Origin of the sequence: Streptomyces sp. NPDC127092 (genome assembly GCF_042722475.1) — a bacterium.
In the GTDB taxonomy this organism is placed as follows: Bacteria; Actinomycetota; Actinomycetes; order Streptomycetales; family Streptomycetaceae; genus Streptomyces.
Genome location: NZ_JBHXFE010000004.1, coordinates 42,079 through 66,983, shown reverse-complemented (window position 1 = coordinate 66,983; position 24,905 = coordinate 42,079). Strand labels below are relative to the sequence as shown.

The following is a 24,905-nucleotide window of genomic DNA, read 5'->3' as shown; positions in this document are numbered from 1 at the left end:
GTCGCTGCGTGGGGTGTCGGTGCTCTGGCCGTCGGGGGCCGTGGTGGTGCGGGGCGCGGTGGTGCGGGGCGCGGCCCCGATCAGAAGTCCGGGTCCCAGACGGCGGGTGTGGTGGACGTGGTCGGCGGGGTCGCGTCGCCCGTGATCGTGGGTGGCGTGGCGTCGGACGGCGCGTCGGAGCCGCCGCGCCGTCCCGGGCGGCCCGGCCGTCCGACACCACCGGCCCGTCCGGGGCGCGGGACGGACAGCAGGCGGCCACCGCCCTGGAGTCGGTCGCGGACGGGCCGCCGGCCGTCCCTGACCACCAGCTCGCACTCGTCGAGGCCGAACGGCTCACCCGGCCGTATCGACGACTCGCGGCCCCGGTGCGGCCGGATCAGCAGCTCGCCCGCGCCGGTCCTGCGCAGCCGGTGCGCGGACCCGCCGCCGCGGGCGCGCCGCAACGTGGGCGCGGCCCCGCGCGGCTCCTCGACGGTGAACAGGTACTCCCCGCCCCCGCTCTGGCCCGTGCGGACCGTGAGCGTGTCCAGGACCCGCCCGTCCCTGCGGAGTTCGAGCCTGACCCCGGTCAGGTCCCGGATGCGGTTGCGGGCGGCGATCCGGACCGCGGCGACGGCGGCCAGCAGGGCGGCGGCGACGGCGCCGCCGACGACGTACGGCCACCAGCGGTCCCACCAGGTGGGCGGTGCCTCGACGCGGATGTCGAAGAAGGCGTTGTCGAGCTTGCGGTCGCCGTCGTCGGTGTCGAGGACGAGCAGCGGGCCCCCGAGTTCGCCGAGCGGGGTGCCACGGCCGATGGTGAGGGTGAACTCCACGCTCGTGGCGGGGCCCGGCCGGGCGACGACGGTGGCCGGCGTGATCTTCAGCCCGGCAGCGGCGCCGGTGCCGGTCCCGCTCCCGCTCCCGGGCGCCGTGCCCGCCCCGCCGGAGCTGCCCGACGCGTCCTGGCCGTCCTGGCCGTCTTCCAGAGCGAGGCGGAGGGTGTGCGGGACGGTGTCCCTGTTGGTGATGTCGATCCGGCCGCGCACGGTGTCGCCGGGGTGGACGGTGGCCTGGTCGACCGAGATCTGCGCATCCAGGAGGGGGTTGCCCTCGGTGACACGGGTGTGGAACGGGCGCCGGTCGGAGGTGACGCCCGGCGCCGACATGTCCGCCGTGATCTCCAGGTCTCCGGTCGCGCTCACCGGCACGGTGAGCCTGCCGGTGAAGCGGACGTCCCCGGCCCGGCGGTCGGGCGCCTTGCCGTCGTCGGCCAGTCGGACGGTCACCGGGGCGAATCCGCCCTCGCCGGTCAGCCGGGCGGTGACGGTGATGCCCTCCAGCTGGCGCGGGTCGGTGATGACGACGCCGCGCCGGGTCTGCATCCGCACCTCGACGACGGCCTCCTGGCCGGGGCGCGGCGCGACGGGGTCAAGGACCACGGCGGACCGCAGCCGGCCCTGCCAGATGGCCCGGACGGCGACCTCGCGGTCCCGGTGGCCCTCGGGGGCCTCGACGCGCACCCGCCAGCGGCCGGGAAGCGGGTTCTTGACGCGCAGGGCCTCGACCGGCCCGTCCGCGCCGCTCACCTCGAACGCGGAGCCGTCGAAGTCGCCGCGCGTGGGCACCTTGCGGCCCGCCGGGTCGTAGTAGGTGACCCGTACCTTCGGGTCGTGCTTGCTCACGGTCAGGGAGCCGTCGGTGGCGATGGGCGGGATCGACACGTACAGGTCGGCGGGCGGCTTGCCGACGGTGCCGTGGGAGATCCGGGCGCAGCGCGCGGCGGCGAAGGTCTCCTGGAGCGCCTTGTCGATCTCGGCGGAGCCGGCGACCACCCGCATCCTGGGCACGGAGCCGGGCACGTCGGAGCAGGCGCCGCGGTATCCGCCCTCGGCCATCGCGGCGAGCGCGGTCCGGTCGATCTGGCCGCCGAAGCCCAGCGGCCAGATCTGCACCCCGGCGTCCCGCGCCCTGGCCAGCTCCTCGGCGAGGCGCTTCTCGCCGTTGGACTGGCGGCTCGGGCCGTCGGCGCCGTACTCGGGGCTGTCGCTGACGTCGAGCCGGCCGTCGGTCAGCAGGAAGACCACCTTGGGCGTCTTGCGGGCCTTGTCGTCGGCCGCGCCGGGGCCCCCGCCCTCGGTGAGGCGGGTGACGGCCTGGCGGACGGCTGCCGGGAAGTCGGTGCCGGGGCCCGTTCTGGACCGGTCGCGGCGGGCGAGCTCCTTCACGCAGTCGCTGAGCCGCTGTCGTCCGGCCGCGTCGACGACGGTCGGCGGACACACCTCGCGTACGGGCGACTGGCCGGGCTTCTCCGAGCTGCCGAAGCCGATCACGGTGGCCCGGGAGCGCTCGGAGATCTCGCCCTGGCTGAGCAGGGCGGCGGCCTCGGTCTCCCGGGCGAGGTCCTCGTCGGACAGGCTCTTCGACTGGTCGACGACGACCGCGAAGTCGATCGGGTCGGCGCCCTCGGCGGGATCGGCGGCCACGGCCTGGCGCGGCTGCGGCGCGTAGGGGGCCGCGGCGGCGGGGCCGCCGAGCGGCGCGGACAGGACGAGCAGCGCGGAGAGGACGAGCGGCGCCCCGGCCAGGAGGTGGCGGAGGAGCGGGCCGCCCTTGCGGAGGCTCTGCCTCGGGGTCAACAGCACGGTCACCTTCATGGTCGTGTCACCACAGTTCGCTGAGGAGGGCCAGGAGGGCGCCGAGCACGAGGGCGGCGACGCCGAGCCGCAGCCACCGGTATTTGGCGGCGAGGACGAGCCCTTGGACGCTCGCCTGTTCCAGGAGCCAGCCGGTGGCGTCCGGGCCGGCGGCCTCCAGGCGGGCGCGCAGCGCGTCCGCCTGGGTGCCGGAGACGAGGTCGCGGAGCAGGGTGCGGCCGGCGCCGGGCCTGGTGCGGGGCAGGACGACGGAGACCAGCATCAGGACTCCGGCGGTCCACAGCCCGCCGGCCGTGACGAGCAGGGCGAGACCGCCGCCGGCCGGGAGCGGGCCGCTGTCCCGGGAGAACACGATCGCGAGGAAGGCGAGCGCGCCGGAGAGCAGGATCGCGGCCTTGGTGTCGGCCCTGCCGATGTCCTCGCGGACGGTGGCCAGCAACTGCTCGGCCATCCGCCGCAGTTCAGCGGCGTCCGGCACGGACGCCGGGGTGGCGCGGACCGGAGCCGGCGGAGGCGCGGGCGTGACCGTGGACGCGGTTGTGGGCGTGGGTGCGGGCGTGGACGCGGAGGCGGGTGTGGGCGTGGACGCGGTTGTGGGCGTGGACGCGGAGGCGCTGCCGCCCTGGGGGGTGCTCATTCGTCGTCCCAGTCGTCGAACTCGGCGCTCGGCCGGGAGGGCCGCCGGGGAGCGTCGTACGGCTCGCCGCCGTCGTGCGGGCCGTACGACCCGCGGGTGTCGTAGGCGTCGTCGCCGCGCTTGCGGTCACCGCGGCCGTCGGCGTCCTCGGGGTCCTCGGGGTCCTCGGTCTCGAAGGAGGCCTGGACGCGGGTCGGTTCGTAGACGCGCGGGTCCTCAGGCGCGTCGGGTAACGACTCCTCGCCCCAGTTGGGCGCGGTGGGCTCCGGGCGGGAGGGCTCCAGGGCGCGGGGGCCGGAGTGGCGCGTGGTCTCCAGGACCCGGTCGGCGACGCCGCCGAGGATGGTGCCGGTGCTGCCGCGCAGGTGCTGGAGGATCTGGTACGCCTGCTCGTCGATCTCGTGCCGTTCGAGCACGCCGGAGTCCAGGAGCTTGTTGAAGACGGCGAGGAGGTCGGCCTGGCCCTCGCGCTTCTCGCGCTGGAGCTGGGTGCGGATCTCCCATTCCTGGTCGGGGTGCCGGGCCATGTGGTGGGCGATCTGGGCGAGGTCGCCGCGCCGGAACATGGCTTCGAGGTCGGCGGCACGGGCCGCGATCCGCCTCCGCTCCCATTCCTCCCTGCGCAGCTCGGCCTCGGCCACCCGGTCGTCGGACCGGCTGGCGACCCCGACGAGGTCGCCGCGGGCGACCTCCTCCCGGGTGGGTTCGGCGAGGTCGAAGAAGACGTAGACCTGGGTGCGCAGTCCGATGTCCCGGCCGATGACCAGGCGGCCGGAGGCCAGCTCGTCCCGTACGGCCTCGTCGGCGCGCTGGGCCTCGGTGAGCCGGAAGCGGCGGGAGAGCGAGCGCAGTCCGTCAAGGAGGTCGTCGTGGAGGAGCTCCGCGACGTTCCACGCCTGCTCCTTGACGACGAGGTACGGGTCCTCGACCGTCCACTGCACCCGCACGCGCACGCTGAACGAGGAGCCGTCCCCGGCGGCGGGCAGCTGGAGCTCGAACTCGGTGACGTGGCGCCCGAGCTGGACCTCGAAGATGGTGTACGGGGTGCGGAGGAAGGGCTTGTCGACGTCCTCCTTGCGGTCCGGCCAGACGATCCGGTGGCCGCCCTTGCGGTAGAGCATGACCGCGGCGATCTGTCCGCTGGTGCGGCGGTACGGGGGCGCGCACTCACGCAGCAGCGGCCCGAGGGGCCCGCCGCCCCGTCGCCGGGCGCCCTGGCCCTGGGCCTGCCCCTGGCCCTGACGCTGGTTCTGCTGCCCCTGCCGGCCCTGCGGGCCCTGACCGCCCTGCCGGCCTTGCTGTCCCTGTTGGCCCTGGGCGCGTGCCCGGCCCTGGCCCTGCTGCGCCTGCCGGTCCTGGGCGCGCTGCCGGCCCGGTTCCCGCTCGTCCCGCATCCGCTCCCGTCCGTCCGGGTTCGGCCCGTTCATCGCTTCGCTCCTTCCGCGACGGCGTCCCACATGCGGCGCGCGGCGCTCTTGTCCAGGGGCCGGTCCCGGTCCCGTACCAGGTCGTTGAGGAGGCCGCGGAGCCGGTCGCGGTCGCGGCGCTCGACGGAGATCAGGGGCAGGAACCCGCACACGAGGTCGAGGGCCGTGGCGTCCTTGGCGGCGCGGCGCAGCAGGCTGCCCAGGCCGTCGAGCGCGGTCTCCCCGGCCCGTGCGGTGTTCAGGCTGTGCCGCAGCAGGCCGCCGAGCGCCGGCGCGAGTTCGGGCCGGGTGGCGAGCAGCGCGACCAGCAGCGGGCGGGCGGCGTGCTCGTCGAGTTCGGGGACGTCGCGCAGGCCCCAGAGGTAGGTGGTGCGGGCGGTGAGGCTTCTGATCACGGTCACGTGCACGAGGTTGGCCAGGGTCAGGCGCCCGTCCACGAGCCAGCGCTGCAGGCGCCTCAGGACCGGCTCGGGGTCGCCGGAGGCGAGCAGCCGGGTGAGGCTGAACGCGGCGGCCACGAGCACGTCGACGTCGTCCGGCTCCCGCGTCCTGACCACCCGCGCGATGGCGTCGAGCGAGCCGCGCAGGCCGCCCGCCGCGTACTCGTACCCGTGGGTGAGCAGGGCCGTGTCCAGCAGGTTGGCGTCGTCCGACTCCGCCCAGTCCTTGACGGTGGCGGCGACCGCCGGCCGTACCTCGGGATCGCGGGCGGCCTCGGCGAGCGCCGTCGCCGCGGCCATCCGCGCCACCGGGTCGTCCATGCCCGCGAGCGGTGCGACGAGTTCGTGGTAGCCGTGGATCCAGTCCCAGGAGCAGAGCACCCCGGCCGCGATGGACGCCCGGACCCACACCTCGGGCCGGGGGTCGTCGCACAGGGCGCGCAGCCAGCGGGCGACCGGCCCGCGCACGTTGTGGTAGCCGTGCCAGACCTCGGCGAGCACGGCGCCGGCGAGCGCGGTGCCCTGGAAGCGGATGGCCCGCACGGGCACCTTGGCCCGGCCGAGGTCGAGCTCGCCGTCCTGCAGGACCGAGCGGGCGAGCACCGGCCGGTGTTCGGCGTGGGTGCCGAACAGGCGCCGTCCAGAGGGGTGTTCGGGATCGAGGGTGACGGCGAACTCCCAGGCCAGGAGCTCGGCGGCCTCGGTGGCGATGCTGTACGCGGAGCCGTCGAAGACGGCCACGGAGATCCGGAACGCGGCGGCGTTGAGCATCGGCAGCGCCTCCGGCAGGGTGCCGGGCCGGTCGGCGCCGGCGAACCACTCGCGTGCCTGGACCCGGACGAAGGAGGCGCACTCCTCCAGGAGCCGCTGGTCCGTGAGGGTGCCGCGCCGGTGCCCGGCCAGATGGTCGGCGAGCCGGGCGGCCTCGCGCGGCCGGAGCTCCTCGAGGCCGAGGGCCTCGACCACGTCGGGCCTGACGGCCAGCTCCCGCGCCTCGGCGGTCGCCTCCTCGGGCGCGCCGCGCAGCAGCAGCCTCAGGTGGCGGTGCAGGACGTCGGCGGCGGGCGGCGGCGCGCAGTACATCCCGTAGCGTCCGCGCAGCAGCCGGTCCGCGAGGTCGCCGTTGCCGACGACGATCACGGCGTAGCCGTCGACGCCGCCGAGGAGGTCGGCGAAGCGGTCGAGGTGGAGTTCGGAGAGGCGCACGGGCGTGCGGCGGGCCGGTTCGCCGCGCTCGCCGGACGAGCGGCGCGGGCCGCCCTCGGCCCGGAGTTCCTCCGGGCGGTGCTCGATCAGGTGGCCCGCCTTCTCGTGGAGGGCGTCGGCGGTGATCTCGTCGACCCCGTGGCGCGGGTCGAGCCGGTACACGCGGCGGGCGGCCACCTCGGCGAGCAGGGCGAGCGCGGTGGCCTTGCGGCCGCTGCCCGGTTCGCCGCACAGCACGAGGACGCGATGGCTGCGCAGCCGCTCCTTCATCCGCTGGTAGCCGGCCGTCTCGCAGTACACGTCGTCGAGGTGGTCCAGGGTCTCCGCCGGGACCGTGCCCTGCACGAAGTCCGACCGGTCCTGGTACCAGAAGTCGAAGCGGTCCCCGTAGTGGACGTAGGCGTCACGGCCCGCGGAGTTGCGGTGGTCGCCCGGCGCGCCCTGGCGGAGGGACTGCAGCGCGGCGCGCGCGGTGGCCGCGCCACCGGTGCCGCCCGTCCCGCCGAGCCGGCCCCGGCCCATGCTGTCGAACGGGTTGCTGTCGCGGGCCGGTTCGCCGGACGCGCCGTCAGCCGTCGGGGCCGCACCGCCGGAGCCGGCGCCGTCACGGCCGCCGCCCTTGGCGCCGCCGCCCGCGCCGCCGGCGTTCGCCGGGCCGCGATCGGCTTGGGGATCCGCGTCGGAAGAGGCTGCACCGCCGTGGTCGAGGTCGTCGTCGCTCATGCCGGCTCCTCCCGCTCGCCGTACCAGCCCGGGGCCTCGGACGCCTCGTCGGCCTCCGTCTCCCGAGCCGCTTCTTCCGCCGCCTTCTCCGTCGCTATCCGCGCCGCCTTCTGCGCCGCTTCTCCCGCCGCTTCCTCCGCCTCTGCGGGCTGGTCCTCGTCCCAGTCCGGCTCCCAGTCCTCCTCCGGGACCTCGTCACGCACGGGGTCCGGCAGAGGGTTCCGCACCCCCTTCCGCACCCCGTTCCGCGCGTCGTCGCGCACGTCGTTGCGGATGCCGGTGAACCCGCCGTGGATCGTGTTGCCTTCGATCACCTGGATGTCGCGCCCGGCGGTGTACGTCCGGTTGCCCGCGGGCGCCCGGGACGGTGACGACGAGGGTTTCGGCGAGGGGCGGGACGGGGGCCGGGACGAGACGTCGCCCGGGGGTTCGGACGGCGGCCTCGGCGAAGGCCGCGGCGCGGGCGTGCCGGGCGGTGAGCCGTCCCCCCGCGACGGCCCACCGCCGGTCCGGGGTGCCAGCGGCGGCTCCGGCAGCCGCGGCACGTGGAACCAGGCGTCCTCCGCGGTCTCCTTGGCGACCACGGCGGCCCGCCGGTAGTGGTCCGGCTCGACGTAGCGGCCGCCCTCGGCCACCACGTTCCGGTAGAGCCAGTCCGAGACCACGATCAGCAGGTCGACGTCCGGGGCGTCCGCCATGATCCGGCGGGCGGGCGCGCTGTCGCACAGCCGGCAGGCCAGGTCGACGGCCCGGCCCACGAGCCCGCGGCCGTCGTCGAGGACGAGCCCGGCGTTCATGCCGACGCGCAGCCGGAGCCGGCCGCGGCTGCGCCCGTTGTGCGCGCGCAGGCTCTCGTAGAGCGTGTCGATCCAGCGTCCGACCATGAGCGCCGGAGGCACGTCCGGGCGCAGCGCGGCGAGGATGCCGTCGCCGCGGTCCTCCTGGTGGACGGTGCCGGGCTCGATGCCCACGGAGGCGTACGCCTCTCCGAAGGCCTCGTACATGGCGGCGCGGGCGAGCCGTTTCCCGTCCATGCCGAGGCGTCCGGAGCCGACGACGTCCCCGAAGACGACGAGGCGGTGGAGGGCACCCGCGCTCGCCCCCTGGTCCGCTCCCGCGCTCGCTCCCGTAGTGCTCACTCGGACTCCTAGAGATGTGCTCCGATGTGGTGCTTCCGTGCTGGTCCGGACCCGACCCGGACCCGACCCGGACCGGGCCCGGTCCTGACCCGGTCCTGACCCGGTCCTGTTCCTGTGCTGCTGACGGGTCCAGCCTGGCGGCTGTGGCCCGTGGGCGATGTAGCCGTTTACACAGCCGGGGGTTGTTTGTCGGACGGATGTGCGCCGGGGTGTGCGCGCCCCTGTGCGAGCAGCACGAGGACGGGCATGTCGACCACGACGACGGTGCGTTGGGCGGTACGGACGACCCCCTGTTCGCGCAGCAGCCGCAGCGCCTTGGCCACGGCTTCCCGGGTCGCCCCGATGGCCGCCGCCAGGTCGTGCTGCGGCAGCGGAAGTTCCAATACGGTGCCGGACTCGGCGCGCCGGCCGGCCCGTTCGGCGAGCTCGACGAGCCGGGCGGCGAGCCGCTGGAGCACGGTCTCCGAGGCCAGCGAGCGGCGTTCGACGTCGGCGCTGCGCAGCCGGGTGGCGAGCTGCCGCATGATCAGTGAGGTGGCGTGCGGCCGGGCGGCCAGGAAGCGCCGGAAGCGGTCGCCGGAGATGGCGACGGCCTCGACCTGGCCGAGCGCCGTGACGGTGGCGCTGCGCGGGCGGCGGTCGACGGCCGCGAGGTCGCCGACCACTTCGCCGGCACCGCGCAGCGCCAGGATGAGCCGGGCGCCGCGCTCGGTGCCGACCGAGACGACCGACCAGCCGGAGAGCAGGGCGAGGACGTACACGGTGGTGTCCCGCTCCCTGATCATGATCTCGCCGGGTTCGTAATGGCGCGGGGCGCCCTCGGCGAGCAGTGCGCGGCGGTCGTTCGCGGGGAGGGCGTGGAGGAACGACCGGTCCTGGCCGAAAAGACTCAACGGTCGCTCACACCCCCGCACGAGGTCGCGCATCTCGCGTGCTTGTTCGTTCCACGGAGAGCACCAACACGCAACCGCAGTCACATTGTTGACGCTGTGTCACACCGTGGGGTGAAGAACGCTAGAGGCACCCGAAGAATCGCGTCAACGCAGCCGGGGGCGGACACGAGGGGCGCAAGGGAGCGCTGTTTTCAGCCCCCTTGCGCCCCCCGCGTGACGGTCACGCGCGCGCCCCATGCGGGACGGTCACCGCGCGGTCACAGTCGCGGGTCCACCGGCTCCGACTCCAGGGCCAGGACCGCGAAGACCGCCTCGTGGACCCGCCACAGCGGCTCACCGTCCGCCAGCCGGTCCAGCGCCTCCAGTCCGAGCGCGTACTCCCGCAGGGCCAGCGAGCGCTTGTGGCCGAGGTGCCGCTCGCGCAGCCGCTCCAGGTTGTCCGGGCGGGTGTACTCCGGGCCGTAGATGATCCGCAGGTACTCCCGGCCGCGGACCTTCACGCCCGGCTGCACCGGGCGCCCGTCGGCGCCCGTGACCACGGCCGCGAGCGGCTTGACGACCATGCCCTCGCCGCCGGCCGCGGTCAGCTCCAGCCACCAGTCGGTCCCGGCGCGTACGGACGCCTCGTCGGCGGGGTCGACCACGAGCCGCCGCGTGACCTGGAGCAGACCGGTCGGGTCGTGCTCGACCAGCCGGTCGAGCCACGCCAGCTGCTCGTCGTGCGGTACGGCGGCCAGCGAACGCCCGCGCGCGGCGAGCACCTGGAACGGCGCGAAGCGCACGCCCGCCAGGCCCTCGGTCGGCCAGCAGTAGCGCCGGTACGCCTCGGTGAACGCCGCCGCGTCCGCCGCCCGCTCGCGCTGCCGGCCGAGCAGACCGTCGAGCCCGGGCACACCTCGTGCGACCGCCTGTTCGAGCGCCCCCAGCGCGCCGGGGAAGACCGCCCGCGACGCCGCGCCGACCGCCGCGTACTGGGAACGCAGCAGCCCGGCCGACTTCAGCGACCACGGCATCAGCTCGCCGTCGAGCAGCAGCCAGTCGGTGTCCAGCTCGTCCCACAGCCCGGCGGCGCCGATCGCCGCCCGCAGCCGCCCGAGGACCAGCTCGGTGGTCTCCGGATCGTCGAAGAACGGCCGTCCGGTGCGGGTGTGCAGCGCGCCGGTCACGCCGTCCGCGGCGGCCACGCCGAACCGTTCCGCCGCCACCGCCGCGTCCTTGCAGACCAGCGCCACCGCCCGCGAGCCCATGTGCTTCTCCTCGCACACGACCCTCTCGACCCCGTCCGCCGCGTACTGCGCGAACGCCTCCGCCGGGTGCTCCAGGAACTGCTCGTCAGCGGCTCCGCCGCGGGCGTCCGCCTTCGACGTCGCCGTCGGCGCCATCGTCGGAGGCAGGTACGCGAGCAGCCGCGGGTCGACCGCGAAGCGGCTCATGACTTCGAGGGCGGCGGCCGCGTTCTCCTCACGGACCGCCACGTTCCCCATCAGCCGCGTCTCCACGATGCGCCGGCCGTGCACGTCGGCCAGGTCGAGCGGCCTGCCCTGGTGCCCGCCGGGCGCCCCGGTCGCGAGCGGCCTGGCCGGCTCGTACCAGACCTTCTCGGCCGGTACGTCGACCAGCTCGCGCTCCGGCCAGCGCAGCGCGGTCATCTTCCCGCCGAAGACGGCTCCGGTGTCCAGGCAGATGGTGTTGTTGACCCAGCCCGTGGTCGGCACGGGCGTGTGCCCGTAGACGACGGTCGCCCGGCCCCGGTAGTCCTCCGCCCACGGGTAGCGCACCGGCAGCCCGAACTCGTCGGTCTCGCCGGTCGTGTCCCCGTAGAGGGCGTGCGAGCGCACCCGGCCGGAGGTGCGGCCGTGGTACTTCTCCGGCAGGCCCGCGTGGCAGACCACCAGCCTGCCCTCGTCGAGGACGTAGTGGCTGACCAGACCGTCGATGAACGCCGACACCTCGGCCCGGAACTCCTCCGGCTCACGCTCCAGCTGCTCGATCGTCTCGGCGAGGCCGTGGGTCGCCTGCACCTTGCGGCCGTGCAGCCAGCGGCCCAGCTTGTTCTCGTGGTTTCCGGGCACGCACAGCGCGTCCCCCGCGGCCACCATGCCCATGACACGGCGGAGCACCCCCGGGCTGTCGGGACCGCGGTCGACCAGGTCGCCGACGAAGACGGCGGTCCGGCCCTCCGGGTGGCGGCCGTCGACGTAGCCCAGCTTCGCGAGCAGCGTCTCCAGCTCGGAGCGGCAGCCGTGGACGTCACCGATGATGTCGAACGGACCGGTGAGGTGCCGCAGGTCGTTGAAGCGCTTCTCCAGGACGACCTCGGCCGCCTCCACCTCCTCCACGCCGCGCAGGACGTGCACCTTGCGGAAGCCCTCGCGCTCCAGGCCCTTCAGGGAACGGCGCAGCTCGCGGCGGTGGCGCTGGATGACGTGGCGGGGCAGGTGCGCCCGGTCGGGGCGGGCCGCGTTGCGCTCGGCGCACACCGACTCCGGCAGGTCGAGGACGATCGCGATCGGCAGCACGTCGTGCTCGCGGGCGAGCTGGACCAGCTGCCGGCGCGCCTCGCGCTGCACGCTGGTGGCGTCGACGACGGTGAGCCGCCCGGCCGCGAGCCGCTTGCCGGCGATGTAGTGGAGGACGTCGAAGGCGTCCTTGCTGGCGCCCTGGTCGTTCTCGTCGTCGGCGACGAGGCCGCGGCAGAAGTCCGAGGAGACGATCTCGGTCGGCTTGAAGTGGCGCCGCGCGAAGGTCGACTTGCCGGATCCGGTCGCGCCGATGAGGACCACGAGGGAGAGATCGGTGACGGGCAGCTTACGGCTCGGGACCTCGCCGGACCCGGCGGTGCCGGTGGTCTCGGTGGTCTCGGTGGTGCCGGTGGTCTCGGTGGTGCCGGTGGTGCCGGTGGTCTCGGTCATGCCGCGTCCTCCTTCGGGTTCTGGTCGGTGTTGTTCAGGTCGGTGCAGGGGTTCTCGACGGTGCCGGTGTTCCGGTCGGTGTCGGTGTTCCGGCCGGTGTCGGTGTTCCGGTCGGTGTCGGTGTTCCGGTCGGTGCTCTGGGTGGTGTCCTGGTCGGTACGGGTGAAGGTCGCCATCTGCGTCGGCGGACCGACCTCCGGGTCGTCGGGGCCGACGGGCGTGAACCCGACCTCGTATCCGTAGGTTTCGCCGACGCGCGCCGCCCAGGCCCGGAACTCCTCCCGGGTCCATTCGAAGCGGTGGTCGTGGTGCCGGACGTGTCCGGCCGGCAGCGACTCCCAGCGCACGTTGTACTCGACGTTCGGGGTCGTCACGAGCACCGTCCGCGGCCGGGCCGAGCCGAACACCGCGTATTCGAGCGCGGGCAGCCTCGGCAGGTCGAGGTGCTCGACGACCTCGCTGAGCACCGCCGCGTCGTAGCCGGTCAGCCGCTTGTCGGTGTACGCGAGGGAGCCCTGGAGCAGTTTCACCCGGGCGGCCTGCCGCTCGCCCATCCGCTCCAGGCGCAGCCTGCGCGCGGCGATCGAGAGGGCGCGCGCCGACACGTCGACGCCGACGACCTCGGTGAACCGCACGTCCTTGAGCAGCGCCTGCACCAACTGCCCCTGCCCGCAGCCGAGATCGAGGACGCGGGTGGCGTCGGCGGCACGCAGGGCGGCGAGGATCGCCTCGCGGCGCTGCTCCGCGAGCGGCACCGGCCGGTCCTCCGTGTCCTTGGTCTCGTCGACCGCGTTGTCGACGTCCTCGACGGCCAGTCCGTCCGCCTCTGCGAGCCGCACCAGTTCCAGGCGCTCGGTCGCCTCGCGGGTCAGGCCCCAACGGCGCGACAGGTAGCGGCTGGTGATCAGCTTCTGCTCCGGGTGGCCGGCGAGCCAGCCGTCACCGGCGCGCAGCAGCTTGTCCACCTCGTCCGGCGCGACCCAGTAGTGCTTGGCGTCGTCGAGCACCGGCAGCAGCACGTAGAGCTGGTTGAGCGCGTCGGCGAGCCGCAGCTCGCCCTCCAGGACGAGCCGTACGTAGCGGGAGTCGCCCCACTCGGGGAACTCCGGGTCGAGCGCCACCGGTTCGGCCGTCACCGTCTCCCAGCCCAGCGGGCCGAACAGCCGTGTCACCAGCTCCGCGCCACCGCGCGCGGGCAGGGCCGGGACCTCGATCCGCAGCGGCAGCGGGGCGGCTGCCCGCTCCGGGAGCGCGGCGCAGCTCCCGTTCAGCGCGCTCTTGAACACCTTGGCGAGCGCCACGGCGAGCAGCGAGGACGCGGCGTACGGGCGGTCGTTCACGTACTGCGCGAGGGCGGCGTCCGGGGCGCCGCCCCGGCCCTTGCCCTTGCCGCGGCGGACGAGCGCCACGGGGTCCACTTCGAGCAGCAGCGCGGCGGTGCACCGCTCGGGGCCGGCCTCGGGGTAGAGGACGTGCGCCGTGCCGTGCGACGTCGAGAAGGACTGCGCCTTCCCGGGATGCTTGTGCAGGAGAAAGCCCAGGTCGGTGGCGGGTTTCTCGACGGTGCCGGTGGTGCTGATCGTCAGGAACATGCGTTCCAGCATGACCTCGGCGCCGCCCGGTCACAACGTATTTCGCGAGGCCGGGAGAGGGTCGGCGGGGAGGCCGGTGCGCGGTTACGGCGTGGCGGTCAGGCTCGCGGCCAGGGCGGCGACGGTGTCCGGGCCGACGCGGCAGCAGCCGCCGATCAGGCGGGCCCCCGCGGTGCGCCAGCCGGCGGTGGTGGCCGGGGCGAAGGTGGTGCCGCCGTGCCAGCGTCGGGTGCCGGCGTCCCAGCGCTCTCCGCTGTTCGGGTAGACGACGACCGGCTTCTCCGTGACGGCCGCGGCGATCTCCGCGGCGGGCCCGGCGTCCGCCGGGTCGCAGCAGTTGACGCCGACGGCGACCACCTGGTCGAGCCCCGCGACGAGCCCGAAGGCGTCCTCGAGCCGCTGCCCGGCCCGGGTGTGCGCGCCTTCCACGGTGTACGAGAGCCAGACGGGCACCGCGCCGTGCCGGCCGACGGCCCGCAGCAGCGCCTCGGCCTCATAGGCGTCGGGCACGGTCTCCAGGGCGAGGACGTCCGCGCCGGACCCGGCGAGGACCTCGATCCGGGGCCGGTGGAAGCGTTCGAGCTCGGCCACCGACATCCCGTACCGGCCGCGGTACTCGCTGCCGTCGGCGAGCATCGCCCCGTACGGCCCGACGGAGGCCGCGACCCAGATCTCCCGCTCGGTCCGCTCCGCCGCCGCCCGGGCCAGCTCCACGCTGCGGGCCAGGAGCCGTGTGGTCCGGGCGCGTTCGACACCGCGCCGGGCGAAGCCCTCGAACGTGGCCTGATAGCTGGAGGTGATGAGGACCTGGGCCCCGGCGCGCACGTAGGCCGCGTGCGCCGCCTCGATCTGCTCGGGCGCGTCGGCGAGCAGCCGCGCGGACCACAGCGCGTCGGACAGGTCGCAGCCCTGTGCCTCCAGCTGGTTGGAGAGCCCTCCGTCGAGGACGAGCACCCCTTCACCGAGGGCGGCGGCGAGCGAACGGTCCGGTTTCATCGGTCACCCCTGCTGCGAACGGTCGAACGGTCCAACAGTCGAACAGCCAAACGGTCTGCGCGGAGATCGACTCTCCTCTCTGCACGGTACCTCCCCGCCCGCCCCGCGCGCCCTGCTCGTGCCGTGCGTCCGCCCTGCCGCCGTGGAGGCGTCAGACGACCGTGATCGCGGTGAGCAGCAGCCCCCGCTCGGCGAGCCAGCGCCCTTCGAGCCGGTCGGGCAGGGCGACGGCCGGCGCGGCGGCGGACAGGATCCGGGCCGTGAAGCCGCCGCCGAGACGTCTGCCGCCGTCCGTGGTGTCGTTCGTGCCGGCGCTCGTGTCCTCGTTCAAGGTGAAGGTGAGGGCCGCGTCCTCGAAGTCCAGGCGCTGACCGGTCGAGGGGTACCACGACTTGTACACGGCCTCCTTCGCACTGAACAGCAGCCGGTCCCAGCGGACTTCGGGCTCCGCCCGCGACAGCTCGCGCAGATGCCGCTGCTCTCCGGACAGGGCGATGGCGCCGAGGACGTCGTCGGGCAGGGACACGTTCGGTTCGGCGTCGATGCCGAGGGCGGTGACGGCGGGCGAGCGGGCGGCGACGGCCGCGCGGAAGCCCGCGCAGTGGGTGATGCTGCCGAGGGTGCCGTCGGGCCAGACCGGTGCGCCGTGCGGGCCGGGGAGCAGCGCCGCGGCGGGCGCGCCCAGGCCCGCCAGGGCCTGCCGGGCGCACCAGCGGGCGGTGGTGAACTCGCGGCGCCGGGTGTCCACGGCCTTCGCGATCAGCGCGGCCTCCGCCGGGTGGAGGTCGCCCGGCTCGGTGACGTCCTCGAACGCGTCCACGGCGACGACGCCCTCCGGCACCAGCCGTTCGATCACCTGCCCTCCTCGGGCTTCAGCTCTTCGGCCGCGGGCTCCTCGGGCCGGAGCCGCACGGGCCGGGGATCCTCGGGCAGGATCTGGCGGAGTCCGACCTCCGGATGGCGCGGCCGTCGCCACTCGCGCGGGTAGCCGACCGACACCTCCTCGAAGCGCACCCCGTCGTGCCAGGTGGTCCTGGGGATGTGCAGATGGCCGTAGACGACGGTGCGGGCCCGGAAGCGGAGGTGCCAGTCGGCGGTCCGTTCCGTGCCGCACCACTGCGCGAAGTCGGGGTAGCGCAGGATCCGGGTGGGTTCACGGACGAGCGGGTAGTGGTTGACGAGTACCGTCGGCAGCTCCGGGTCGCAGTCCGCGAGGCGCTTCTCGGTCAGCGCGACCCGGGCCTCGCACCAGGCCTCGCGGCTCGGGTACGGGTCGGGGTGGAGGAAGAACTCGTCGGTGCAGACGACGCCGTTCTCCTCGGCGCGGGCGAGGGACTCCTCCTTGGTGGTGACGCCGGGCACGCGGAACGAGTAGTCGTACAGCACGAAGAGCGGTGCCACCGTGACCGGGCCGCCCGCGCCGTGCCACACGGGGTACGGGTCCTCCGGCGTCAGGACGCCGAGGCGGCGGCACAGGGCGACCAGGTGCTCGTACCGCTCCTGGCCGCGCAGCTGGACCGGGTCCTCCTTCGGCGTCCACAGCTCGTGGTTGCCGGGTGTCCACACCACCCGCGCGAAACGCTCGCTCAGCAGTGACAGGGCCCATTCGATGTCCTCGGACATCTCGCCGACGTCCCCGGCGACGAGCAGCCAGTCGTCGTCCGTCGTGGGCCGCAGCGACTCCACGATCGCCCGGTTCTCCCGGTAGGCGACGTGCAGGTCGCTGATGGCCAGCAGGCGGCCCTTGCTCTCGGTCATGCCGTCGTTCCTGTCGTCGGTCGGTCGGTCCCGGTGCGCGCCGTCGATGGGGGCGGACCCTCCGGGACGACCGTACCTCGTGGAGCCGCACCAGCTGGTGCCGGTTGACGCGGCGTCGCCTTCAACTGTGGTGGCACCGTTGCCGATTGATAACCGGGGACAGTCCCTGTATGTTCGGGAGCCAAAACCGTGGAACGTCCCCGTTTAACTTGCCGAGGAGATGCCGCATCATGAGCGAAGAGACCGTCACGAGCCCCGCCGGCCAGAGCCCGCCCACCGCCGGGGCGGCGGGCCGCCGCAACGGCCTGGTGCTCCTCGTCGTGCTCACCCTCCAGACGATGCTCGTCCTCGACGTGAACGTCGTGAACATCGCCCTGCCCGACCTCAAGGCCGCACTCGGCTTCACCCCCACCGGGCTCTCCTGGGTCCTCAGCTCCTACCTGCTGCCCTTCGGCGGTCTGCTGCTCCTCGGCGGCCGCGCCGGAGACGTCCTCGGCCACCGCCGAGGGCTGCTCGTCGGCGTCACGGTCTTCACCCTGGCCTCGCTGCTCGGCGGCCTGTCCAACTCGGCCGGGATGCTGCTCGCCGCGCGTGCCCTGCAGGGCGTCGGCGCCGCCTTGGCGGCGCCCAGCGTGCTCGCCCTGATCGCGACCCACTTCACCGACGAGAAGGCCCGGGCCAAGGCCCTCGGGATGTACGCGGCAGTCTCCGGCTCCGGCGCGGCCATCGGCCTCGTGGGCGGCGGCCTGCTGACGGACTGGCTGTCCTGGCGCTGGGTGCTCTTCATCAACGTGCCGGTCGGCGCCGCCCTGCTGATCGCGGCCCCGGTGTTCCTCCACGAGACCGAGCGCAAGCCCGCCCGCTTCGACCTCGGTGGCGCGCTCACCTCCACCGTCGGCATGACCGCCCTGGTCTACGGCTTCATCCGGGCCGCCGAGAGCGGCTGGGGTGACGCGCTCACCCTGGTCTCCTTCGCCGCCGCCGTCGTGCTCCTCGCCGTCTTCGTCCTCATCGAGACGCACGCCCGCCAGCCGATCACTCCGCTGCGGCTGTTCGCCGACCGCAACCGCGCGACCGGCTACCTCGCGCTGCTGTTCGTGATGGCGGCCGGCAACTCGATGTTCTTCTTCCTCACCCAGTTCCTCCAGGAGGTACGGGGCTTCACCCCGATCCAGGCGGGCCTGGCCTTCGTGCCGCTCGCGCTGCTGATCCTTGCCTCCTCCGGCGTCGCCGCCAGGATCCTGGCCAAGCCCGGGCCGCGCGTCCTGACCGCGGTCGGCGCCGCCGCCATCAGTTTCGGCCTGCTCTGGTTCGCCCGGATCACCCCCGAGGCCCCGTTCGTCCCCGCGCTGCTCGGGCCCATGCTCGTCGCCGGTCTCGGCATGGGCACCCTGCTCGTCGGCGTCACCACCGTCCTGATGTCCGGCGTCGCGCCCGAGGAGACCGGCGCCGCGTCCGGTCTGCTGAACGTCATGCAGCAGATCGGCGGCGCGCTCGGCCTGGCCGTCATGGTGACCGTGTTCGGCGCCGCCGGCCGGAGCGCGGCCGACGGGGCGCCGGCCGGTCTCGACGCCAAGGGCACCGCGGACTACGTCCTCACCGAGGGCGTCACCACGGCCTTCGCCTGGGGCGCCGGCTTCACCGCCCTCACCATCCTGCTCACCTTCGTCATGCGTTCCGTCCCGACGGGCGGCGGCGCGCAACAGCGCGCGGAGGACTCCCCGGAGCAGCCCGGCAGCCCCGCACCGCACGTCACGGCCCCGTAGGTCCCGGCGACCTCACCGGGCGGGGACGGGGAAGCGGGATAGCATTCGGGGCTACACCCCGCTTATGGCGCCGCTGCCGTCGACGGCGGCGGCACCGTCCGAGCACGGCCGAGGAGAAGACAGCACGATGCGCGCAGACGCCCGCCGCAACTACGAGCGACTCCTGACCGAGGCCAGGAAGGCCTTCGACAAGCACGGCATCCACACCTCGCTCGACGACATCGCCAAGCAGGCAGGGCTGGGCAACGCGACGCTGTACCGCCACTTCCCCACCCGGGAGGCCCTGCTCGAGACGATACTCCGCGACAGCCTTTCCGAACTCGGCCACACCGCCCGCGAGTTGCTTGCCACGGCACCGCCCGGCGCGGCCCTCGCCACCTGGGTCCGGGCGGCGGTGGCACACGCCACCACGTACCGGGGGCTCGTGACCATGCTGATGGACAGCCTCAAGGACGAGACCTCTCAGCTCAACGACGCCTGCACGGTGATGCAGTCCTCCGGCCGGCAGCTCCTGGAACGGGCCCAGCGGGCGGGCGAGGCACGCAACGACCTGTCGGCGGCCGGGCTCTTCGCCCTGATCGCCGGGGCGGCCTGGACCCGAGAGCACGCCCCCGACGAGTCCGACCAGGTCCTCACGGTCCTCATCGACGGCCTCCGGCCTCCGCGACCCTGACCCCGCTCGACCGGCGGACCCGGGGGCGCCGTGCGACGAAACCGGGCCGGCAGACCCGAGGCCCCTCCAGTCGTCTGCGGGACGCCGCCCCTCGGCGGCCCAGGCCCGTGCCGCGTCAACCGTTTCGTCAGCGGATGGTCTCCCCCGGCACGGTCGGGTGAATATCCACCCTCCTGGCGGGCGGCGTCCCCGTGGGCCAGTGACCGGGAGCGGGCAGGGGTCGTTGGCTCGGGCGGAGCCGGACCGCCCGGCCCGCGCGCCGGCGGCCGTTGCCGGTGCGTCGCTCTCTCTGGTGGCCCTTCCCGCACCGAAGGGCCCCGGGCCGAGGAGGCCGCCATGTCCCAGGAAGCCGCGCCGGAGCAGTCCGTACCCTCATCGGGCGGCGCCCCGAAGGGGCTGCTGCAGCAGATGGAGGAACTGATGGCGGCCCTGACCGCCGACCTGTCCCAGCTCGACGCCGACCTCCAGTCCTCCGCCGGCTCCCGCCCGACGACGCGCCAGGACGAGACCTCCGCCTAGGCGGCTGCCGCCCTGCGCACCCCGGCGCCGCAGGACTGGACGCTCGGCGCGGTGGTCCACACCGGCTCAGGCGCCGCGATGGTCCGAACGAACCGGCTCGGGCGCCGCAGCGGTCCGAACGAACCGGCTCGGGCGCCGCGTGATCCACCGGACGGAAGCTAGCGGCTCGCCGGTCCCGCCCGGCCTCGGGCCGGGTCGGGTGGGCGGTCGCGGTCACGGACGGCGAGGCGGCGGAGCATCGCGCGGACCCGGTCGCCGGCCTCGTCGGCGGCGTCGATGGCCTCGATGCACTGCCAGTAGAGCCCCTCCTCGTCCGTGGCGCAGGCCACGCCCACCAGGGCGATGCCCACCTCGCCGAGGAGCGCGCCGAGCGCCGTCAGGGCCGTGCGGGCGTCCCCGACACCGGTGAGCTGCGCGGCGCGCAGCCCGCCCGTGCGCAGGACGGGGTGGTCCACCCCGCCGCGCCCGCCGACCGTCTCGCTCAGTCCCCGCGCCTCGCTCCGCAGCTCCATCGGGCCGCAGAGCGCGAGATGACTGCCTATCGCCTGCGCGAGGGCCTGCGCCTGCCAGGCCTCCGCCACGATGTCCAGCGCCACACGGCTCTCCGCCAGCGCATGCCGGCCTGTCGCGATCAATCGCTCCGCTTCCATCAACGCCGCCCCCGTTCCCCGGACTTGCCCGTGCTTACCGCTCACTCATTCCATTACCCAGCGTGAGGCCGACTGAGCCCAAACACCAGGGGAATTCGGAAATCTGTGGACAGGAGGCTCGATGGGGAAAACTCGATCACTCCGAAGAGTGACGATCGGGGTCGTCGGCGTCCTCTGCACGACCTCCGCGCACCGGGAAACGGAGTTCGTTGCGGTCGATCTTCGCCGCCAGTGCCGCGAGCGCGTCGATCCCCAACACCTCGCAGAACTGGAGCAGATAGGCGAGGACGTCGGCGACCTCGTCGGTGACCCGGTGCGCCCGGTCCGGGTCGGCCATCACCCGGGCCGCCTCCTCGGGCGTCAACCACTGGAAGATCTCGAGGAGTTCGGCGGCCTCGACGCTCAGCGCCGCGGCCAGGTTCTTCGGGGTGTGGTACGGCTGCCAGTCGCGGGCCGCGGCGAAGTCCGCGAGGCGGCGTTGCAGGCCGGGTACGTCATGTTCGGTCACGCCCCAGGTCTACCACCGCCACCACATCACCCACGTCGCCCACGTCGCCGACGTCGCCCCCGTCAGGCACGTCGGGCACGTCTAGATTCGCCGCCGCGGCACCCGGCCGACCGGCCGCCTTCCCCGCCGCCTTCCCCGCCGTCCTCCCCCGTACGTCCGCCGCGCCGCCTGCCGGGGGTTCCGTGCCCTCCCCCACCGTCGCGACGAGCCGCAGATGGCCGCTCGCGCAGATCTCCGCCGCCAGCGCGAGGAGGGCCCGCGTCTGCCGGGCGTCCAGGTCGCGGTCGAGGCCGTCCGCGAGGACGGTGAGGGTCTGCATGGCCTGGGGCACCTCCGCGACCGGGTCCATCGCGAGGACCCCCGGTCCGGTGAGGAGGACGAGTCCCAGGGCGAGGCAGCGCAGTTCGCCGTTGCCGAGGCGGCTCAGCGGGGTGGCGGGTGCCGACCCGCGGTGGGCGCGTTCGAGGACGGCCTGGACGAGGGAGCCGTCCGGGGTCTCCCGTAAGCCGACGGCCGTCACCGGGCCCGCGCAGGCCGCGGCCGCGAGCGCCGTGAGGCGGGCGTGCCTGCGGCCGCACTCGTGGGCCGTGCGGTGCAGGACCTCGGCGAGGTTGCGGCAGTCGCGCCGCAGCCGGCCCGCGCCCACCGGCACGGGCGCGCGCATCACGCGTGGCCGCGGGTCGCAGGGGAAGACCGAGCGGAGTCCGACGACGACCTGCTCCGCGGCGGCGAGGACGTCTCGCTGTCCCTGGGTCTTGCCCGCGACGCGCAGCGGGAGCAGGGCGGTGCCGAGGAGGTCGTCGGGGAAGGGCGCGCGGGTGACGGGTGTGCTGCCCGCGGTGTGCCATTCGGCGTGGACGGTGCCGCGGCCGGGGTCGCGCAGGGCGGTGGTGAGGAGGGTACGGCCCTGGCCGGTGAGGCGTTCGCCGACGATCCGCAGGGTGGGTTCGACCTGGACGGCGAGGTCGAGGTGGGCGGGCCCGGCGGGTCCGTCGACGGTGCAGCCGATGCGGAAGCCGCGCCTGCCCTGCGCGTCGGGCCGGGCCCGCTCCGGCACCAGGTCGGCCGCGTCGGGCAGTGCCTCGGCGAGACCGGCGCCCGCGCCGAGCAGCGCCAGCACCTCGTACGCGCGCAGTGCGGTGGACTTGCCGCTGCCGCTCGGTCCCCGGAGCAGGGTCACGGGCCGGAGCGGGAGGACGGTGCCGCGGTGCGGGCCGAAGGCGGAGAGCCGCAGTTCGGTGACGGCGGGCCGGGCCGCCGTCACCGCGCTCCGCCCGCCGCCCGGTGCGGCGGGGACCGGAACGGGCACGGGCAGCGGTCCGGTGGTGCGGACCGGGCCGGGTGCGAGGGTGGGGGTGGGCGCGGGGGCGGGGCCGCGGGTCCGTCCCTGCGAGGGGACGAACCCGGGCGCCGCCGGAGCGGGCGTGCGGCCGGCCGTCGGGTGGTACGTGCGGTCGGGGGCGGTGCCGCCGGTGGTGGTCATGTCCGGACGGTACGCAGCCGCCCGGACGACGAACCGTTCCGGCTGAACGACCTTCCTACGAACGAGGGATCGCACCCTCGTCGGCGTCCTCGCCGTCCTCGGCGTTCGCGTCCGTCGCGCCCTCGACCTCGGTGCCGGCCGGCGCGAGGAGGAAGACGTTGCGGTCGACGCGGTGCATGCCGCTGCCGAGTCCGAAGACGACGCCGCTGCTGAAGTCGAGGATGCGCTTGGCGACCTCGGTGTCCGCGCTCGTGAGGTCGAGGAGCACGGGGATCTGGGCGATGAGGTACTCGGCGACCTCACGGGCGTCGGCGAAGACCTGGACCCGCAGCACGACCATGCGGCGCTGTTCGGCGGCCTCGTACTGGTCGGGGATGGTGGGGTGGTCGACCCTGGACGGCCATTCGTCCCGGCCGCGCAGGGGCACGACCTGTGCCAGGCCCTCCCACTGCTCGTCGGTGACGTCGTACCTCTCGTACCTACTCATGCGCCCATCCTCCCGTTCCTCACCCGTTCGGCCCAACACCGACACGAACCGTCTCGGCCCGGACGCTCCATGATGCTCGTCCGGGCCGAGATGCCAAGGTCAGGGGGCAGGGGCAGAAGCAGGGGCAGGGCAGAGGCAGGGCAGGGCGCCGCCGGGCGGGGCAGAAGCGGCCTAGGGGCAGCTGATGCGGGTGTCGCCCGGGTCGGTGGTGCAGGTGTCCGTGCCGCTGCCACCGTTGGCGGTGTCGTTGCCGGACACGCCGTCGGTGGTGGTGAGGCGGTCGTTGCCGTAGTAGCCGGTCAGGGTGTCGCTGCCCTGGTCGCCGTACAGGGTGTCGTCGCCGAAGCCGCCGTCGACGTTGTCGTTGCCGAAGCCGCCGTGCACCGTGTCGTGGCCGTTGTTCGCGCGGATGGTGTCGTTGCCGCCGAGGCCGCAGATGACGTCGTTGGCGGAGCCTCCGGTCAGGGTGTCCGCGCCGCTCGTGCCGATGATCGTGCAGCCGCGGGCGTTGTTGACCGAGGTGCTGGCGGTGGCGGTGTTGTCGGAGAGCGTCGGGTCCTGCGGACTGCCGCTCGCGGTGGCCGTGTCGGTGAGGGTGCCGGTGGCGCGGGGTTCGGCGGTCACCGTGACCGTGGCGCTCGCGCCGACGGCGAGCGAGCCGAGGGCGCACGTGGCGCCGGTGGCGGTGGTGGTGCAGGAGCCCTGGGTCGTGGTGGCGGAGATCAGGGTCGCGGCGGCGCCGGAGAGGGTGTCGGTGAGGGTGACGCCGGTCGCGGTGGCGGTGGAGCTCGGGGAGTTGGTGACGGTCACCGTGTACGTGGCGCGGTCGCCGATGCGCACGGTGGTGCTGCCGCTCTTGCTCACCGTCAGGTCGGCCCGCGGCGCGGGCGGCGGAGGCGGCGGGGTGCCGCCGCCCTGGTAGCGGGCGAGGGCGAAGGCGAAGCCGGCGCCGTAGCCGGCGGCGACGATCTTCCCGTCCGGCTGGACGAGCACCCCGCGCGCCTCGTCGTAGTCGCCGAAGCCGGTGACGACGAAGCCGTCGCCGCCGAAACCGGTGTCCGGGGTGCCGTTCGGCGTGAAGCGGGCGACGCCGAAGTCGTTGGCCTCGGCGCTGTCGGGGTCGTCGGCGATTCCGGCGACGACGATCCTGCCGTCGGTCTGGAGCGCCATGGCGTTGGCCGCCCCGCCGTCACCGGGGAACGCGACCGAGGTGCGGCCGGCGGTGCCGAAGCCCGCGTCCGGGCTGCCGTCGGCGTTGTAGCGGAGCAGGGCGACGCCGGAGCCGCCGGAGCCGGCGGCGACGATCTTGTCGTCCGGCTGGACGGCCACGGCGTTGCCGAACTCGGTGCCGCCGAAGTCGGCGGTGACCATGCCGTCGCCGCTGAAGGTGCTGTCGAGGGTGCCGTCGGTGTTGTAGCGGGCCAGGCCGATGTCGAAGGCGGTGTTGCCGACGTAGCCGACGGAGACGGCCTTGCCGTCGGGCTGGAGGGCGAGGCGGCGGGCGATGCCGCCGGCGTCCTGGGGTGAGGCGGGGGTGAAGCCGGCGACCACGGCGCCGTCCCCGCCGAGGGTGTCGTCGAGGCTGCCGTCGGTGCCGTTCAGCCGGACCAGCGCGAAGCCGCCGCCACCGCCCTTGCCGGCGGCGACGATCCGCCCGTCGGGCAGCAGCGCCACGTCGGCGCCGTCGGCGGACCCGCCGAACTCCATGACCCGGACGAGTCCGGCGTTGCCGAATCCGGTGTCCAGGCTGCCGTTGGCGTTGTACCGGGCCACGGAGAAGAAGCAGCACCCGCCGACCTCGTCGAGGAACTCGGTGGTGCCGACGACGACGATCTTGCCGTCCGGCTGGATGGCGACCCCGTTGGCCGAGTGGCTGCCGCCGCCGAAGTCGCTGGTGGCGATGCCGTCGCCGTCGAAGGTGGTGTCGAGGGCGCCGGCCTCGTCGTAGCGGGCGAGCGTGAAGCCCGCCTCGCTGGTGCCGGCCACGACCAGTTTGCCGTCGGGCTGCCGGGCGATGTCGTGGCCTTCCGCGTATCCGGTCACGGGTGTCGTCACCCGTCCGTCGGGCCCGAACGCCGGGTCCAGGTCCCCGGGCGCGGCCAGCGCGGTGCCGGGCAGGGCGAGGGCGGCCACCAGTCCGAGCGCGACCAGGGCGGCGGCCCTCCGGCCCGGTCCACGGCGCCGCCGCGCCGGCCTGAGGTGTGCGTGGGGGGTCATGCGGGGCGGAACCTCCGTCTTCACGGCGTACGGGAACAGGCAGAACACCCCACACTGTCCGGTTCCGCCCGCCCGGGCCCCTGGGGCCGTGCCGCGCTGCGTCCCACTGGCCCCGCCGGATCCACCCGGCAGAGGGAGCGCGCGAATCCCCGCGCATGCGCCGCCCGTTCGCCTGGCCGCCCGCCCGTTCACTTGGCCGCCGGGTGCGCGGGGCGCTTCCCCGTTCGCCTCCCCGGTTGTCGG

At 74.5% G+C, this 24,905-nt stretch carries 19 protein-coding genes; 3 read left to right on the top strand and 16 right to left on the bottom strand.

What is annotated here, in order from left to right:
* Positions 1 to 80 precede the first annotated feature (80 nt).
* The 11 genes from ACFWJO_RS04695 to ACFWJO_RS04645 all read right to left on the bottom strand — a co-directional run bounded on the left by ACFWJO_RS04695 (position 81) and on the right by ACFWJO_RS04645 (position 16,359).
* A complete protein-coding gene (locus ACFWJO_RS04695; RefSeq protein ID WP_386863374.1) occupies positions 81 to 2,618 on the bottom strand; it encodes a vWA domain-containing protein in 2,538 nt (845 codons plus the stop codon).
* A gap of 25 nt (positions 2,619 to 2,643) precedes the next feature.
* Positions 2,644 to 3,273, bottom strand: a complete 630-nt coding sequence (locus ACFWJO_RS04690; protein WP_386863373.1) for a Pycsar system effector family protein — start codon at positions 3,271 to 3,273, stop codon at positions 2,644 to 2,646.
* Positions 3,270 to 4,700: a hypothetical protein gene (locus tag ACFWJO_RS04685; RefSeq protein WP_386863372.1), complete on the bottom strand. Its 1,431-nt coding sequence runs from the start codon at positions 4,698 to 4,700 to the stop codon at positions 3,270 to 3,272. Before ACFWJO_RS04685 ends, ACFWJO_RS04690 begins: the two co-directional genes overlap by 4 nt.
* Positions 4,697 to 7,069 carry a hypothetical protein gene (locus ACFWJO_RS04680; RefSeq protein WP_386863371.1) on the bottom strand — a complete coding sequence of 791 codons (2,373 nt, stop codon included), beginning with the start codon at positions 7,067 to 7,069 and terminating at the stop codon, positions 4,697 to 4,699. Before ACFWJO_RS04680 ends, ACFWJO_RS04685 begins: the two co-directional genes overlap by 4 nt.
* The gene (locus ACFWJO_RS04675) at positions 7,066 to 8,208 is read right to left on the bottom strand and encodes a hypothetical protein (RefSeq protein WP_386863370.1); all 1,143 of its coding nucleotides are present in this window, start codon (positions 8,206 to 8,208) and stop codon (positions 7,066 to 7,068) included. The genes ACFWJO_RS04680 and ACFWJO_RS04675 overlap by 4 nt, the downstream gene beginning before the upstream one ends.
* A 167-nt stretch (positions 8,209 to 8,375) precedes the next feature.
* Positions 8,376 to 9,101, bottom strand: a complete 726-nt coding sequence (locus tag ACFWJO_RS04670) for a Crp/Fnr family transcriptional regulator (RefSeq protein ID WP_386863369.1) — start codon at positions 9,099 to 9,101, stop codon at positions 8,376 to 8,378.
* Between the two features lie 257 nt (positions 9,102 to 9,358).
* The gene (locus ACFWJO_RS04665; protein ID WP_386863368.1) at positions 9,359 to 12,013 is read right to left on the bottom strand and encodes a polynucleotide kinase-phosphatase; all 2,655 of its coding nucleotides are present in this window, start codon (positions 12,011 to 12,013) and stop codon (positions 9,359 to 9,361) included.
* Positions 12,010 to 13,605, bottom strand: a complete 1,596-nt coding sequence (locus ACFWJO_RS04660; protein ID WP_386863367.1) for a 3' terminal RNA ribose 2'-O-methyltransferase Hen1 — start codon at positions 13,603 to 13,605, stop codon at positions 12,010 to 12,012. Before ACFWJO_RS04660 ends, ACFWJO_RS04665 begins: the two co-directional genes overlap by 4 nt.
* Before the next feature lie 84 nt (positions 13,606 to 13,689).
* A complete protein-coding gene (gene mmuM, locus ACFWJO_RS04655) occupies positions 13,690 to 14,601 on the bottom strand; it encodes a homocysteine S-methyltransferase (RefSeq protein WP_386863366.1) in 912 nt (303 codons plus the stop codon).
* A gap of 151 nt (positions 14,602 to 14,752) precedes the next feature.
* Positions 14,753 to 15,457, bottom strand: a complete 705-nt coding sequence (locus ACFWJO_RS04650) for a 4'-phosphopantetheinyl transferase (RefSeq protein ID WP_386863365.1) — start codon at positions 15,455 to 15,457, stop codon at positions 14,753 to 14,755.
* Positions 15,454 to 16,359: a metallophosphoesterase family protein gene (locus ACFWJO_RS04645; RefSeq protein WP_386863364.1), complete on the bottom strand. Its 906-nt coding sequence runs from the start codon at positions 16,357 to 16,359 to the stop codon at positions 15,454 to 15,456. Before ACFWJO_RS04645 ends, ACFWJO_RS04650 begins: the two co-directional genes overlap by 4 nt.
* 230 nt (positions 16,360 to 16,589) lie before the next feature.
* On the opposite strand from ACFWJO_RS04645, the gene ACFWJO_RS04640 reads away from it, so the two are divergent.
* The 3 genes from ACFWJO_RS04640 (at position 16,590) to ACFWJO_RS04630 (ending at position 19,317) form a co-directional block, all read left to right on the top strand.
* A complete protein-coding gene (locus tag ACFWJO_RS04640) occupies positions 16,590 to 18,125 on the top strand; it encodes an MFS transporter (protein WP_386863363.1) in 1,536 nt (511 codons plus the stop codon).
* A gap of 127 nt (positions 18,126 to 18,252) precedes the next feature.
* A complete protein-coding gene (locus tag ACFWJO_RS04635; RefSeq protein ID WP_386863362.1) occupies positions 18,253 to 18,798 on the top strand; it encodes a TetR/AcrR family transcriptional regulator in 546 nt (181 codons plus the stop codon).
* Between the two features lie 336 nt (positions 18,799 to 19,134).
* The gene (locus tag ACFWJO_RS04630; protein ID WP_386863361.1) at positions 19,135 to 19,317 is read left to right on the top strand and encodes a hypothetical protein; all 183 of its coding nucleotides are present in this window, start codon (positions 19,135 to 19,137) and stop codon (positions 19,315 to 19,317) included.
* A gap of 158 nt (positions 19,318 to 19,475) precedes the next feature.
* Here ACFWJO_RS04630 and ACFWJO_RS04625 read toward each other — a convergent pair whose 3' ends face one another.
* The 5 genes from ACFWJO_RS04625 to ACFWJO_RS04605 form a co-directional block, all read right to left on the bottom strand.
* A complete protein-coding gene (locus tag ACFWJO_RS04625; protein WP_386863360.1) occupies positions 19,476 to 19,967 on the bottom strand; it encodes a DUF6099 family protein in 492 nt (163 codons plus the stop codon).
* A 136-nt stretch (positions 19,968 to 20,103) separates the two neighbouring features.
* Complete coding sequence (locus ACFWJO_RS04620; RefSeq protein WP_386863359.1) at positions 20,104 to 20,475, bottom strand: nucleotide pyrophosphohydrolase; 372 nt, start codon at positions 20,473 to 20,475, stop codon at positions 20,104 to 20,106.
* Entirely contained in the window at positions 20,462 to 21,958 is a 1,497-nt protein-coding gene (locus ACFWJO_RS04615) for an ATP-binding protein (protein ID WP_386863358.1), read from the bottom strand. Before ACFWJO_RS04615 ends, ACFWJO_RS04620 begins: the two co-directional genes overlap by 14 nt.
* A gap of 55 nt (positions 21,959 to 22,013) precedes the next feature.
* Entirely contained in the window at positions 22,014 to 22,445 is a 432-nt protein-coding gene (locus ACFWJO_RS04610) for a cell division protein SepF (RefSeq protein WP_386863357.1), read from the bottom strand.
* A 171-nt stretch (positions 22,446 to 22,616) separates the two neighbouring features.
* The gene (locus ACFWJO_RS04605; protein ID WP_386863356.1) at positions 22,617 to 24,662 is read right to left on the bottom strand and encodes a calcium-binding protein; all 2,046 of its coding nucleotides are present in this window, start codon (positions 24,660 to 24,662) and stop codon (positions 22,617 to 22,619) included.
* Between the last annotated feature and the right edge of the window lie 243 nt (positions 24,663 to 24,905).

Coding starts and splice junctions, on each gene's coding strand:
- ACFWJO_RS04690 (WP_386863373.1), bottom strand. CDS start 3,273: ATGAGCACCCCCCAGGGCGGCAGCGCCTCCGCGTCCACGCCCACAACC.
- ACFWJO_RS04685 (WP_386863372.1), bottom strand. CDS start 4,700: ATGAACGGGCCGAACCCGGACGGACGGGAGCGGATGCGGGACGAGCGG.
- ACFWJO_RS04680 (WP_386863371.1), bottom strand. CDS start 7,069: ATGAGCGACGACGACCTCGACCACGGCGGTGCAGCCTCTTCCGACGCG.
- ACFWJO_RS04665 (WP_386863368.1), bottom strand. CDS start 12,013: ATGACCGAGACCACCGGCACCACCGGCACCACCGAGACCACCGGCACC.
- ACFWJO_RS04660 (WP_386863367.1), bottom strand. CDS start 13,605: ATGTTCCTGACGATCAGCACCACCGGCACCGTCGAGAAACCCGCCACC.
- mmuM (WP_386863366.1), bottom strand. CDS start 14,601: ATGAAACCGGACCGTTCGCTCGCCGCCGCCCTCGGTGAAGGGGTGCTC.
- ACFWJO_RS04645 (WP_386863364.1), bottom strand. CDS start 16,359: ATGACCGAGAGCAAGGGCCGCCTGCTGGCCATCAGCGACCTGCACGTC.
- ACFWJO_RS04640 (WP_386863363.1), top strand. CDS start 16,590: ATGAGCGAAGAGACCGTCACGAGCCCCGCCGGCCAGAGCCCGCCCACC.
- ACFWJO_RS04635 (WP_386863362.1), top strand. CDS start 18,253: ATGCGCGCAGACGCCCGCCGCAACTACGAGCGACTCCTGACCGAGGCC.
- ACFWJO_RS04630 (WP_386863361.1), top strand. CDS start 19,135: ATGTCCCAGGAAGCCGCGCCGGAGCAGTCCGTACCCTCATCGGGCGGC.
- ACFWJO_RS04625 (WP_386863360.1), bottom strand. CDS start 19,967: ATGGAAGCGGAGCGATTGATCGCGACAGGCCGGCATGCGCTGGCGGAG.
- ACFWJO_RS04615 (WP_386863358.1), bottom strand. CDS start 21,958: ATGACCACCACCGGCGGCACCGCCCCCGACCGCACGTACCACCCGACG.
- ACFWJO_RS04610 (WP_386863357.1), bottom strand. CDS start 22,445: ATGAGTAGGTACGAGAGGTACGACGTCACCGACGAGCAGTGGGAGGGC.
- ACFWJO_RS04605 (WP_386863356.1), bottom strand. CDS start 24,662: ATGACCCCCCACGCACACCTCAGGCCGGCGCGGCGGCGCCGTGGACCG.